The organism is Azospira sp. (assembly GCF_030247495.1).
GTDB lineage: Bacteria > Pseudomonadota > Gammaproteobacteria > Burkholderiales > Rhodocyclaceae > Azospira > Azospira oryzae.
Window position 1 is genome coordinate 495223 of record NZ_JAOTRW010000002.1, and the last position, 12838, is coordinate 508060.

Sequence of the window (12838 nt, forward strand, 5' to 3'; positions counted from 1 at the left end):
GGCGGGTTCTCAGTCGGCCCCGTCGGTCCGGCCGGAAAGGCGCTCCAGCAGTTTCAGCACCGCCACCGAATCCTCCTCCCCCAGGCCGGAGCCGACCATGGCGTTGAACATCTGGGCCGTGGCGGCGGCACCGGGCAGGCACAGGCCCAGTTCGTGGGCGCTCTGCATGACGATATTGAGGTCCTTCTGGTGCATCCAGGATTTGAAGCCGGGCTTGAAGTTGCGCTCCAGCATGCGCTGGCCGTGGTTCTCCAGGATGCGGCTGTAGGCGAAGCCGCCGAGCAGGGCCTCGCGCACCTTGGCCGGGTCCACCCCGGCCTGGCGGGAAAAGTTGAAGGCTTCGGCCACCGCCAGCACGCCCATGCCGGTGACGATCTGGTTGCAGGCCTTGGCCACCTGGCCGGCGCCGGCGGCGCCCACGTGGACCACATTCTGGCCCAGGCAGAGGAAGGCCGGCAGGGCCTTGGCAAAGGCTTCGGCGGAACCGCCGGCCATGATGGAAAGGCTGCCGGCAATGGCCCCTACCTCGCCGCCAGAGACCGGGGCATCGACGAAGTCCACGCCCCGGGCCTGCAGCCTGGCGGCCAGATCGCGGGCCGCGGCGGGAGCGATGGTGCTCATGTCCACCGCCACCAGACCGTGCTTGCCGGCCCCCTCGGCGCCGGCGGCAACGCCGTCGGGGCCCAGCATCACCTGCGCCACGTCGGGGGCATCGGCCACCATGGAAATGACCACCTCGACCTGGCCGGCTACGGCCGCCGGGCTGCTGCAGCCGACGGCACCGGCCTCCAGCAGGGGCGCCATGGAGTCGGGCCGGCGCGCCCAGACATGGACGCCGTGACCGCCCTTGAGCAGGTTGAGAGCCATGGGGCGGCCCATGATGCCAAGACCGATGAAGCCGATTTCCATACTGTTTCCTCTGGTGATGGGGTAAGCCGCAACCGCCTCTGTGGGCAGCCTTTCATACTAAAGTCATAGTTAGTTTAACCCCCTCGCGGCACGAAAAAAAGCGCCCGGGCGGGCGCCTTTCCATCTTTTTCGCGGCGAAAGCTAAACGCGGAAGCCGGCGATGGCCGTACTCAAACCGCCGGCGGCGGAACGCAGTTGCACGGCGGACTGGCTCATCTGCCCGGCCACTTCGCTGGCCTCTTCCGCCGAGGAGGAAATGCGCTCCATGTTCTGGGCGATTTCCGTGCTGGCCACCTGCTGCTCCCGCACCGAGAGGACGATTTCATCGACCCCGCGGCTGGCCTGCTCCACCTTGCCCCGGGCCTGCTCCAGGGTGCCCTCGACACCGCCGGCCAGGCCGGCGCTGGCTTCGATGGATTGCAGCCCGGCCCCCACCGCCGCCCGCACCTGGTCGGTCTGACTGACGATGGCGCTGGCCAAGCGGGCGATCTCGGAGGCGGAGCCGCCGGATTTTTCCGCCAGCTTGCGCACTTCGTCGGCCACCACGGCGAAGCCCCGGCCCGCCTCCCCGGCCCGGGCCGCCTCGATGGCGGCGTTGAGGGCCAGCAGGTTGGTCTGGTCGGCGATCTCCCGCACTTCCTGGGTCATGTGGGTGATGGCGCTGGTGCTGTGCACGAAGTCCTCCACCACCCGGGCCACGTCATCCACCGTGTCGCGTATGCGGTGAATCTCGGCCACCAGCTCGCTCACCTGCTGGCTGCCGGCGTTGGTGGAGCTGACGCTTTCCTGGGACTGGCCATGGACGTCGCCGGCCACTTCGGCCACGGTGGCGATGGCCACCGTCAGCTCCTCAATGGCGGCGGCGTTGCTGGCCACGGACTCGGACTGGGCATGGGAGGCGTCGTTGAGCAGCCCGGAAGTGTGGGCCAGTTCGCCGGCGGTGTGGTCCACGGTCTGGACCGAGGCCGCCACCTGCCCCACCAGGGAGTGCATCTTGCCCATCATGTCGTTGAAGGCCGCCGCCATGCGGCCGATTTCGTCGCGCTGGTCGATGCCCACCCGCTGGGTCAGGTCGCCGGTGGCGGCAATGCGGGTGATGGTGCCTTCCAGCAGTTGCACCGGCCCGGTGATGGCCCGGATCAGGTAGAAGGAAAGACCGGCCAGCAGCGCCAGCGCCAGGGCCAGGAAGGCCCCCAGCCAGAGCAGCATGGTGCGGTAGGTGGCAGCCGCGGCGGCCTGCTCGGCGGCGCCGTTCTCGGCGGCCGCCGACTGGATCTGGGCCACCAGCCCGTCGATCATCTGGGTCGGCTCCCGGTCGATGCCCCGCACCAGCTTGTCCACCGTCGCCGCCGGATCGCCAGCGGTGCGTTCGTAGGATTTCAGCGCCGCCCGGTAGGCCGGCCCCAGCTTGGCGAAGGTGCTGCCCGCCTCGGCCACCTTGAGCCGGTCGGCGATGCCCAGGCGACGGGCCAGGCCGTCCAGCTTCTCCAGGCCGGCGATGACCTGGGCCTCCTCCTTGTCGAAGCCGGCCAGGTGCTTGTCGAAGGCCTGGACGTCCTTGCCCCGCAGCAGGATGTTCTTCCATTCCTGCACCTGGATCTTGAAGGCGACCTGGACGCCCCGGGCGGTATTGACCGCCTCCAGGTAGGTCTGCTGGCGGTCGAGGGCCCCGACCATCTGGCGGTTCAGGTGGCTGCTCTGCAGGGCGGAAAATCCGCCCATGACCACCAGGGTGAGTACGGCAACGGCGGCCAGAAGCAGAAGCTTCCAGCGGATGCTGGCATTTTTCATGGAATCCCCCCGAATCGTTGTCAGGACCGAATGATCCGGCCTGAGCAAAGGACCATCATACGGCCGGGAGGTTCCGGAAAATATAGAAAAACAGGATATTAATCAGCAACCTGGGAGTTTCCCTAGGTCAGCCACCACGCTTCACACCGGCCTTCAGCAGCATCATTTCCAGAGGGCAGAAACGGGTGAAACCGCTCTGCAGCAGGTTGGCGCCGACGAAGGCGGTGAACCAGAGGAAGTTGGCATTGACAAACAGGGGGCTGGCTTCCACCCCCAGGGCCAGGGACAGCAGCACGAAGCTGCCGGCGAAGATGCGGATGAGACGTTCCGAGGTCATGGTTGTTGCTCCTTGAAAGTGGCGTAATACAGCACCGGGATCACCACCAGGGTCAGCAGGGTGGAAACCAGGATGCCGAAGATGAGGCTGATGGCCAGCCCGTTGAAAATGGGGTCGTCGAGGATGAACAAGGCGCCCAGCATGGCCGCCAGGGCGGTCAGGGCGATCGGCTTGGCGCGCACGGCGGCGGCCGTGACGATGGCCTCCTTGAAGGGCATGCCCTTGGCCGTTTCCTCCTTGATGAAATCCACCAGCAGGATGGAGTTGCGCACGATGATGCCGGCCAGGGCGATCATGCCGATCATGGAGGTGGCGGTGAACTGGGAGCGCAGCAGGGCGTGGCCGGGCATGACGCCGATGATGGTGAGGGGAATCGGCGCCATGATGATCAGCGGCGTCACATAGCTCTTGAAGTGGGCCACCACCAGCAGGTAGATGAGGATCAGGCCGACGCCATAGGCGGCGCCCATGTCGCGGAAGGTCTCGTAGGTGATCTGCCATTCCCCGTCCCACTTGAGGGAGAAGCCGGCATAGGGGTCCGCCGGCTGGCGGATGAAGGTGTCGGCCAGGGTGCCGCCGGCGCCCTTGAGGCCGTCCAGGTTCATGCCGACGATGTCGCCCCGGGCGGCGAACATGCCGTAGAGGGGCGAGTCCAGGTCGCCGCCCATGTCGCCATAGACGTACACCACGGGCAGCAGGTCCTTGTGGTAGATGGCCTTTTCCCGGGCCAGGCGGCGCACTTCCACCACCTCGGAGACCGGCACCAGGGCGCCGGAACGGGCCCGCACCTTGAGCCGCAGCAGGGCGTCCAGACTGCTCTGCACCTCGGCCGGGAGGGTGATGCGCACCGGAATCTCGTACTTGGAATCCTGGTTGTGGGCCGGGGTCACGTCCTCGCCGGCCAGGCCCATGCGCACCACCTCGACGATGTCCTTCTGGGCCACGCCGAGCTGGGCCGCCTTGGTCTGGTTCACCCGCAGCACCGTCTTTTCGGCATCGGCCTGGACTGAGTCGTCCACGCTGGTGAAATCCGGAGCTTTCTCGAAGACGCCGCGCACCTGCTTGGCCACGGCGATGCGCCCGGCCTCTTCCGGCCCGTAGATCTCGGCCACGATGGGGCTCATCACCGGCGGCCCCGGCGGCACTTCCACCACCTTGGCGTTGCCGCCGGCGCGGCGGGCCACCGCCTCGATCTCGGCCCGCACCGCCACGGCGATCTCGTGGGACTGGCGGGAGCGGTGGTGCTTGTCCACCAGATTGACCTGGATGTCGCCCATCTCCGGCTCGCTGCGCAGGTAGTACTGGCGCACCAGACCGTTGAAGTTGATGGGGCTGGCGGTGCCGGCGTAGGCCTGGTAGTCGGTCACCTCCGGCACCTGCTGCAGCACGGCGCCGATGTCCTTCAGCACCCGGGCGGTCTCTTCCAGGGGCGTGCCCACGGGCATGTCCAGCACCACCTGGAATTCGCTCTTGTTGTCGAAGGGCAGCATTTTCAGCACCACCAGCTTCACCACCGCCAGGGAGACGGAGAGGAAGATGGCCGCCAGCACCCCGAGAAAGAGCTTCTTGCGGGCGGCGGCGCCGCTGCACTCGTCGAGGAAGGGCGGCAGCACCTTGTGGAAGAGCCGGTCCAGCTTGCCCGCCACCTTGCCGTCGTCGGCCCCGTGGCCGCCGCCGTGGGCCAGCAGCTTGGCCGCCAGCCAGGGAGTGACGATGAAGGCCACGGCCAGGGAGATGGCCATGCCGAGGGAGGAGTTGATGGGGATGGGGCTCATGTAGGGCCCCATCAGGCCGGTGACGAAGGCCATGGGCAGGAGGGCCGCGATCACCGTCAGGGTGGCCAGGATGGTGGGGCCGCCGACCTCGTCCACCGCCCCGGGGATCAGCTCCAGCAGGGTCTTCTCGGGATGCAGCAGCTTCCAGCGGTGGATGTTCTCCACCACCACGATGGCGTCGTCCACCAGGATGCCAATGGAGAAGATAAGGGCGAACAGGCTGACCCGGTTCAGGGTGAAGCCCCAGGCCCAGGAGGCGAACAGGGTGGCGGCCAGGGTCAGGGAGACGGCGATGCCGACGATGAGGGCCTCCCGCCGCCCCAGGGCGAAGAACACCAGCAGCACGACAAAGGCGGTGGCGAAGAGCAGCTTGCCGATCAGCTTCTGGGCCTTCTCCGTGGCGGTGGCGCCGTAGTTGCGGGTGACGGTGACTTCCACGCCCTCGGGGATGAGGCTGCCCTTGAGGCTCTCGGCCCGGGCGATGACGGCATCGGCCACATCCGCCGCATTGACCCCGGGCTTCTTGGAAATGGCCAGGGTGACGGCCGGATAGGTGCCGTCCGGGGAAGCATCCTCGCTCCCCGCGGCGATGCCCCGCTGGGCCGCCGCCGGGCCGGCGCCGAACCAGACGTAGCGCTTGGGCTGGTCCGGACCGTCCTCCACCGTGGCCACGTCGGCCAGGAACACGGGCTTGCGGATGCTGCCTTCGCTGCGCACGGCCACCACCAGGTTCTTCACGTCCTGGGCCGATTCGATCAAGGTGCCGGTGTGCACCAGCATTTCCCGCCCGCCCTCCACCAGGCGGCCCGAAGGCTGCTCGTTGTTGGCGATCTGCAGGGCGTCGCGCAGGTCCTGGGCGGTGACGCCGTAGGCATTCATGCGCTCGGCGTCCATGGCGACCCGGATCACGTGGTCCGGCCCCCCCAGGGTGGTGACGTCCCGGGTGCCGGCCAGGTGCTTGAATTCCACCTCGGCGGAGCGGGCGATCTGCTGCAGTTCGAAGGCGGAGCGGCGGCTGTCCCGGGTCCAGAAGGTGAGGGAGACGATGGGCACGTCGTCGATGCCCTTGGGCTTGACGATGGGTTCGCCGACGCCCAGGTTGGCCGGCAGCCAGTCCCGGTTGGAATGGACGGTGTCATAGAGGCGCACCAGGGCATCCTGGTTCTTCACCCCCACCTCGAACTGCACCGTGATCACCGCCATGCCCGGGCGGGAAACGGAAAAGACATGGTCCACCCCGGTCATGCGCGAGAGCACCTGCTCGCCCGGGGTGGCCACCAGGTTTTCCACATCCTTGCTCGATGCCCCGGGGAAGGGCACCACCACGTTGGCCATGGTGACGTCGATCTGGGGCTCCTCCTCCCGGGGCGTCACCAGGACGGCGAACAACCCGAGGAGCAGCAGCACCAGGGCCAGCAGGGGCGTCATGGGGGACGCCTGGAAGGTGTGGGCGATACGGCCGGAAATTCCCATGTCTGTGTCGGCCCGGACGAACCGGGCTATTTGCCTTTCAGTTTCATGATGCCCAGGGCCTCCATGACGATCTTTTCATAGACCGGCTCGGTGGCCCCCGTTTTCATCTTGCGCAGGAAGTACTTCTCGAAGGCCACCTTGGCCAGATGCACCCACTTGCCCTCGGAGAACCAGCTGACGTTGCGCGGCGGAATCTGGGGCAGGGCCACGAAGGCGGCGCCGGAGTCGCCGAAATCGGCCAGGCAGACCGCATTCCAGGTGGCCTTCTCGGTGGGCTCACGCCCGTCCAGCACGGCGCGGATGTTCTTGGCCGTGGCGGTGACCATGGACTCGATCATGTAGCCGGTCTTGGGCGTGCCCGTGGGCACCGGCGTCGCCTCCACCGGGGGGATGGCGACGCAGACGCCGACGGAGAAGATGTTGGGGTAGCGCGGGTTGCGCTGGTGCTCGTCGATGAGGACGAAGCCCCGGGGATTGGTCAGGCCCTCGATGCCGAACACCGCCTCCACGCCCTTGAAGGCCGGCAGCATCATGGAGTAGCTGAAGGGCAGCTCGTGCTCCTTCTTCGGCTGGCCCTCCTCGTCGTGCTCGGTCACAAACATCCTGCCGGCTTCCACCCTGCTCACCTTGGCGTTGCAGATCCACTTGATGTGGCGCTGGCGGAACATGGACTCGATCATGCCCTTGGAGTCGCCGACGCCGCCCAGGCCCAGGTGGCCGATGTAGGGCTCGGAGGTGACGAAGGTCATGGGCACCCGGTCCCGGATCTTGCGCTTGCGCAGGTCCGTTTCCATGATGAAGGCGTATTCGTAGGCCGGGCCGAAACAGGAGGCGCCCTGCACCGCCCCCACCACCACCGGGCCGGGCGCGGCGACGAAGCTTTTCCAGCTCTCGGCCGCCTGCTGGGCGTGATCCACGTGGCAGATGGACTGGGTGTGGCCCTGGGGCCCCAGGCCCTCGATCTCGTCAAAGGCCAGACGGGGGCCGGTGGCGATGATGAGGAAGTCGTAGTCCAGGCTGCTGCCGTCCTCCAGCTCCACCTGGTTACGCTCCGGATGCACTCGGCGGGCGCCGCACTGGACCAGGGCAATGCCCTTGCGACTCAGCAGGGGCGCCAGTTCCAGCTCGATGTCCTGGCGCTGGCGCCAGTCCACCGCCACCCAGGGGTTGGACGGCACGAAATGGAAGCGGGACTGGTTGGAGACGACGGTGAGCCTGTCGCCGTTGCGCAGCAGTTCGCGCATTTCGTAGGCCATGGGCATGCCGCCCAGGCCCGCGCCGATGATGATGATGTGCGCCATGGTGTCTCCTCCGTTGGCGTGGTGCGTGGATGAGCGGTCTTCTGCCGCTTCTGGGGAAACTGGAGTCGCGTGCTGCCGGGGTCTAGCGGGCTGCGCCCTGCTTCAGGGCGATGCCGCCCCGGACCGGATCGAGGACGATGGTCTCGCCGGCGGACAGCCCCGCCAGCACTTCCACCTCGCCGTCGCCGACGGCCTGGCCCAGGCGCAACTGGCGCAGGGACAGACGGCCCTGGCCGTCGCGCACATAGAGACCGGCCACCTCGCCGCGACGCACCACGGCACTGGCCGGCACCGTCAGCTTGACCGCCCGGCCGAGGACGAAATGGACCCGGGCCGCCATGCCCGGCAGCACATCCTGCAGGGAAGCGGCATCGCCGGGCAGGTTGAGGCGCACCTGGACCGTATGGGTGGCGGCATCCGCCGCCGGCAGCACGGTCACCTTGGCCGCCGCCACCTGGCGCTGCAGCTCCGGAAATTCGATGCGGCCCTGCAGATCCTTGCCGCCCTTCAGTTCCTTCAGCCGGTACTGGGGGATTTCCACCGTCACGCGCAAGCCCGCCGGGTCGTAGAGGGTCACCAGGGACCGGCCCTGGGCCGCCATTTCCCCCAGCTCGATGTGGCGCCGCGCCACCAGGCCGCTGATGGGCGCCGTGATGGTGCCGTGGCTCTGGCTGGCGCCGGAGGCTCCGGCATTGGCCATGGCCAGGTCCAGGTCGGCCTTGGCCTTGTCCAGGGCCGACTGGCTGATGAAATTCTGCTGTCGCAGGCTGCGGCTGCGCTCGTACTGGGCCCGGGCATTGACCAGGGCAGCCTGGGCCCCGGCGGCAGTCTCGGCCGCCTCGCGCACGTCCAGGCGCAGCATGACTTCGCCCTTCTTCACCGCCTGCCCGGCATCGACCCGCATCTCGGTCACCCGGCCGGCCACCTGGGCCGCCACCACGGCCTGGGATAGGGCTTCCACCACCCCCTCCGCCGGCAGCGTCAGGGCCACTTCCCGGGGCTGCACCACCCGGGTCGGCAACTCGCTCGGGGACGTTTCGGCAGCCACGACGGACCCGACCGCCAGCGACAGGGCCAGGCTCAGGCAGCGACGGAGGAAGAGGGATGAGGTATTCATGTATATAAGAATATACTTATGTTCGAGAATCGACAAGCGGGGCATTGCTTTCGGCTCATTCGGGGGAACGTCCCGCCCGCCATGTCGGTTCCGCCGCGGGGACGCGCATGATGCGTGACGACGAATGGCGCATCGCCAGGCAGCAGTACCGGTCATTGCCGTTTCCGGCTGGCCGGGAAAAGCGACAGCGCAAAAGGTAGGCGGCGGGCCCTCGTCGCCCCCGCCAAAACAGCCCCGCCCTTCGCCCCAGGCGGGCTTTGGCGTAGAATCGGGCGCTTTCCCATTGCCTGGCGCCCTTGTGGGCGCTGCTGTTCCGAGGTCTGTACCATGACGTCCCTGAAAGCCGCCTCCCACGCCACCAAACCCGTCACCGACGATGTGCGCATTCGCGAGATCAAGGAACTGGTGCCGCCGGCCCACGTCTTCCGCGAATATCCGGTGAGCAACCGGGCGGCCCAGACCACCTACGGCGCCCGCCAGGGCATCCACCGCATCCTGCACGGCGCCGACGACCGGCTGCTGGTGGTGATCGGCCCCTGCTCCATCCACGACTACGAAGCCGCCATGGAGTACGCCCAGCGCCTGCAGAAGGAAGCCGAGCGCCTCAAGGACGACCTGCTGGTGGTGATGCGCGTCTATTTCGAAAAGCCCCGCACCACCGTGGGCTGGAAGGGCCTTATCAACGACCCGCGCATGGACGGCTCCTTCCGCATCAACGAAGGTCTGCGCCTGGCGCGCAAGATCCTGCTCGACATCAACGAGCTGGGCCTCTCCTGCGCCACCGAGTTCCTCGACACCATCAGCCCCCAGTACACGGCGGACCTGATCGCCTGGGGCGCCATCGGCGCCCGCACCACCGAATCCCAGGTGCACCGGGAGCTGGCCTCCGGCCTCTCCTGCCCCGTGGGCTTCAAGAACGGCACCGACGGCAATGTGCGCATCGCCGTAGACGCCATCCGCTCCGCCTCCGCCCCCCACCATTTCCTCTCGGTGACCAAGGGCGGCCACTCGGCCATCGTCTCCACTGCCGGTAACGAGGACTGCCATGTCATCCTGCGCGGCGGCAAGGGCCCCAACTACGATGCGGCCAGCGTGGATGCGGCCTGCAAGGACATCGCCGCGGCCGGCCTGGCAGCCCGCCTGATGGTGGATTTCTCCCACGCCAACAGCAGCAAGAAGTTCGAGCGCCAGGTGGACGTGGCCAAGGACGTGGCCACCCAGCTTGCCGCCGGCGACGAGCGCATCATCGGCGTCATGGTCGAATCCCACCTGGTGGAAGGCCGCCAGGACATCACCCCGGACAAGCCCCTGGAATACGGCAAGAGCGTCACCGACGCCTGCATCGGCTGGGAAGACTCGGTGCGGGTGCTGGACATCCTGGCCCGGGCGGTGCGTGAGCGCCGCCTGGTGGAAGCCACGGAATAAGGGCCCCCGCTTTGGCGGAACACGACTCCCCTGCCCCGACCGAGACGCCGGCGCCGACCGAGGCCGGCACGGACACTTCCACCCGCGCCCTGCTCGGCCCCGGCCACTTCCTCGCCCGCCTGCCCATGCACCGCCTGGTGCTGGGGGTGGCGGCGGCGCTGCTGCTGTTCCGCACCTGGCTGGCGGCGGTCACCCCCATCACCGGCGACGAAGCCTATTTCGCCTTCTGGGGCTGGCAGCCGGACTGGGGCTTCTACGACCACCCGCCCATGGTGGGCTGGTGGCTGGCGCCCCTCATGGCCCTCTCCTGGGACGAATGGGTGGTGCGCCTGCCGGCCCTGCTGCTGCCCTTCGTCCTGGCCGGACTCTCCGGCTGGCTGGTGCGCCGCTCCGGCATTGCCTTCGCCGAGGAGCGGGGCTGGCTGACGGCCCTGCTGGTGCTGCTGCTGCCCACCTCGGTGTGGAACGTCTTCATCACCACCGACACGCCCCTGGTCTTCTTCTCCCTGCTCTCGGTGGCCGCCTACGTGGTGGCCCTGGAGCGCCAGGGCTGGCAGCGCTGGGCCCTGCACGCCCTGGCCGGCCTGATGCTGGGCCTGGCCTTCCTCTCCAAGTATTTCTCGGTGCTGCTGGGCGTCGCCTTCCTGGTGCATGTCATCGTCGCCCGCCGCGAGGAGGGCTGGCGCCGCTTCGCCGAGTTCGCCCTGTTCGTTGCCGTGGCCCTGCTGGGGCCGGCCCTCAACATCTGGTGGAACTGCAGCCACTGCTGGGCCAACATCATGTTCAACCTCTACAACCGGCACGAGAGTTCCGGTTGGGGCAAGTCCTGGGCCAATCCCTTCCTCTATGTGCTGACCCTGGGCTACGTCGCCACCCCCTTCCTGCTCGCTGCCCTGTGGAAGTTCCGCGGCGAGGTCAAGGCCGCCATCGCCCAGCCGGGCCTGGCCCGCACCGCCTTCTGGCTGGCCGCCGTGCCCCTGGGCCTGTTCGCCGCCCTGGCCCTGGCCAAGAAGATCGGCCTGCACTGGCTGCTCTCCTTCATCACCCTGCTCTGCATCCTGGCCGCCACCAGCCTGCCCATGACCGCCCTGCGCCGCCTGGCGGCCTGGCTCGGCGGCTTCGCCGCCCTGCACGTGGTGCTGTTGCTGGTGGTCAGCCAGTTGCCCCTGTCCACCTGGGAGAAGGCGGACTTCCACCGGGGCCTGGTGCTCACCTTCCGCAGCCAGGAGCTGCTGCAGCGGCTGGAGCCCTACGCCAACGACTACGCCTTCGCTTCCGACGGCTATTCCAACGCCGTCACCCTGGGCTACAACGCCCGGCGCTATTTCATGGTCTTCGGCCTGGCCTCTTCCCATGCTCGCCACGACGACATCCTCACCGACTTCCGCGAGCTGGACGGCAAGAACATCCTCATCCTGCGGAAGAGCGAGCCCAACCCGGGGGAATACGCGCCCTATTTCCGGGACGTGCAGCAGCTGGCCTTCCAGGTGGAAGGCGTCACCTTCTACCAGGTGCTGGGCCACGGCTTCGACTTCCACACCTACCGGGAACGGGTGCTGCGGGACGTGAAACAGCGCTACTACCGCATCCCCGGCTTTTTGCCCATGAACGGCTGCTACTTCTGCGAACGCTATTTCCCTGACGAGGAATGCCGCTGATGGCCCGCCGCCCCCAAAAGGCCGGCGACAGCACGCCCCGCGGCGGCCTCTGGCCCTACGTCAAACTGCTGCGCCCGCACCAGTGGGTGAAGAACGGCTTCGTTTTCGTCGGCCTCATTTTCGGCGAGGCCTTCGCCGATCTGGCCCTGCTGCAGTCCGTGGTCCTGGCGGCCCTGGCCTTTTCCCTGGCCGCCTCCAGCATCTATGTGGTGAACGACCTGGCGGACCGGGAAAAGGACCGCCTGCATCCGGTCAAGCGGCACCGCCCCCTGGCCGCCGGCACCGTCAATGCCACCGCCGCCCTGCTGCTGGCCGGGGCCTGCCTGTTCGGCGCCCTCATGCTGGCCTACAGCGTCTCCCTCACCGTGCTGCTGGTGGTGGCCCTCTACGCCGGCCTCAACGTGGCCTACTCCATGGGCCTCAAGCACGTGGCCGTGCTCGACGTCTTCATCATCGCCGCCGGCTTCATGCTGCGCATCCTGGCCGGCACCCTGGGGGTGGGCATCGCCCCCTCCCATTGGCTGCTGGTGTGCGGCCTGCTGCTGACCCTGTTCCTCGGTTTCGCCAAGCGCCGTGCCGAACTGAAGGCCCTGGAGGAGGATGCGGGCAGCCACCGCAAGGTGCTGGACGACTACGATCCGGTGCTGCTGGACCAGTTCATCACCCTCTGCGCCGCCGGCACCGTGGTCACCTACAGCCTGTACACCGTGGCCCCGGAGACGGTGGCCATGCACGGCAGCCAGTGGCTCATCGCCACCGTGCCCTTCGTCGTCTATGGCATCTGCCGCTACCTGTTCCGCCTGCACCGGCGCGGCGGCGGCGGCGACCCGGCGGCGGACCTGCTGGCCGACCCCCATCTCATCGCCGCCTTCGTCGGCTGGTTTGCCACCGTCCTGCTGGTGATCTGAGCCAGCCGGAGCGCCGCCGACCCAGGTCAGCGGAAACCGGCCTACGCAACCGGCCTGCTGAAGGACCTTACCCAGGGACCTGCTCCGCCCCTCGCCGGCACCGCCGCTGGCGGCATGACGCGGAATCTCGTCGGCACCATCGCC

9 protein-coding genes are annotated in these 12838 nt (G+C 67.9%); 3 read left to right on the forward strand and 6 right to left on the reverse strand.

Annotation, left to right across the window (positions count from 1 at the left end; translation table 11 throughout):
- Positions 1-9: 9 nt before the first annotated feature.
- The 6 genes from OEL49_RS02270 to OEL49_RS02295 form a co-directional block, all read right to left on the reverse strand.
- Positions 10-909 (reverse strand): NAD(P)-dependent oxidoreductase, encoded by a 900-nt coding sequence (locus tag OEL49_RS02270; protein ID WP_287873895.1) that lies wholly within the window; start codon positions 907-909, stop codon positions 10-12.
- A gap of 141 nt (positions 910-1050) precedes the next feature.
- A complete protein-coding gene (locus OEL49_RS02275; RefSeq protein WP_287873897.1) occupies positions 1051-2700 on the reverse strand; it encodes a methyl-accepting chemotaxis protein in 1650 nt (549 codons plus the stop codon).
- 127 nt (positions 2701-2827) lie between these two features.
- Positions 2828-3037 (reverse strand): YgaP family membrane protein, encoded by a 210-nt coding sequence (locus OEL49_RS02280; RefSeq protein WP_014238448.1) that lies wholly within the window; start codon positions 3035-3037, stop codon positions 2828-2830.
- A complete protein-coding gene (locus OEL49_RS02285; protein ID WP_287873898.1) occupies positions 3034-6285 on the reverse strand; it encodes an efflux RND transporter permease subunit in 3252 nt (1083 codons plus the stop codon). The genes OEL49_RS02280 and OEL49_RS02285 overlap by 4 nt, the downstream gene beginning before the upstream one ends.
- A 26-nt stretch (positions 6286-6311) precedes the next feature.
- Positions 6312-7586, reverse strand: a complete 1275-nt coding sequence (locus tag OEL49_RS02290; RefSeq protein ID WP_014238450.1) for an NAD(P)/FAD-dependent oxidoreductase — start codon at positions 7584-7586, stop codon at positions 6312-6314.
- Between the two features lie 82 nt (positions 7587-7668).
- Positions 7669-8703 carry an efflux RND transporter periplasmic adaptor subunit gene (locus tag OEL49_RS02295; RefSeq protein ID WP_165397461.1) on the reverse strand — a complete coding sequence of 345 codons (1035 nt, stop codon included), beginning with the start codon at positions 8701-8703 and terminating at the stop codon, positions 7669-7671.
- 327 nt (positions 8704-9030) lie between these two features.
- Here OEL49_RS02295 and aroG point away from each other — a divergent pair, with 327 nt between their 5' ends.
- Genes aroG through OEL49_RS02310 form a run of 3 tightly spaced genes read left to right on the forward strand, consistent with a single transcriptional unit; the run spans position 9031 to position 12694 of the window.
- Complete coding sequence (aroG, locus tag OEL49_RS02300; protein ID WP_014238452.1) at positions 9031-10128, forward strand: 3-deoxy-7-phosphoheptulonate synthase AroG; 1098 nt, start codon at positions 9031-9033, stop codon at positions 10126-10128.
- 11 nt (positions 10129-10139) lie between these two features.
- On the forward strand, positions 10140-11786 hold the full coding sequence (locus OEL49_RS02305) for an ArnT family glycosyltransferase (RefSeq protein WP_287873899.1): 1647 nt from the start codon (positions 10140-10142) through the stop codon (positions 11784-11786).
- Positions 11786-12694: a decaprenyl-phosphate phosphoribosyltransferase gene (locus OEL49_RS02310; RefSeq protein ID WP_287873900.1), complete on the forward strand. Its 909-nt coding sequence runs from the start codon at positions 11786-11788 to the stop codon at positions 12692-12694. The genes OEL49_RS02305 and OEL49_RS02310 overlap by 1 nt, the downstream gene beginning before the upstream one ends.
- The last annotated feature ends 144 nt before the right edge of the window (positions 12695-12838 follow it).

Excerpts from the sequence above, each read along its gene's own strand:
- OEL49_RS02270 (WP_287873895.1), bottom strand. The coding sequence starts at position 909 with ATGGAAATCGGCTTCATCGGTCTTGGCATCATGGGCCGCCCCATGGCT.
- OEL49_RS02275 (WP_287873897.1), bottom strand. The coding sequence starts at position 2,700 with ATGAAAAATGCCAGCATCCGCTGGAAGCTTCTGCTTCTGGCCGCCGTT.
- OEL49_RS02280 (WP_014238448.1), bottom strand. The coding sequence starts at position 3,037 with ATGACCTCGGAACGTCTCATCCGCATCTTCGCCGGCAGCTTCGTGCTG.
- OEL49_RS02285 (WP_287873898.1), bottom strand. The coding sequence starts at position 6,285 with ATGGGAATTTCCGGCCGTATCGCCCACACCTTCCAGGCGTCCCCCATG.
- OEL49_RS02290 (WP_014238450.1), bottom strand. The coding sequence starts at position 7,586 with ATGGCGCACATCATCATCATCGGCGCGGGCCTGGGCGGCATGCCCATG.
- OEL49_RS02295 (WP_165397461.1), bottom strand. The coding sequence starts at position 8,703 with ATGAATACCTCATCCCTCTTCCTCCGTCGCTGCCTGAGCCTGGCCCTG.
- aroG (WP_014238452.1), top strand. The coding sequence starts at position 9,031 with ATGACGTCCCTGAAAGCCGCCTCCCACGCCACCAAACCCGTCACCGAC.
- OEL49_RS02310 (WP_287873900.1), top strand. The coding sequence starts at position 11,786 with ATGGCCCGCCGCCCCCAAAAGGCCGGCGACAGCACGCCCCGCGGCGGC.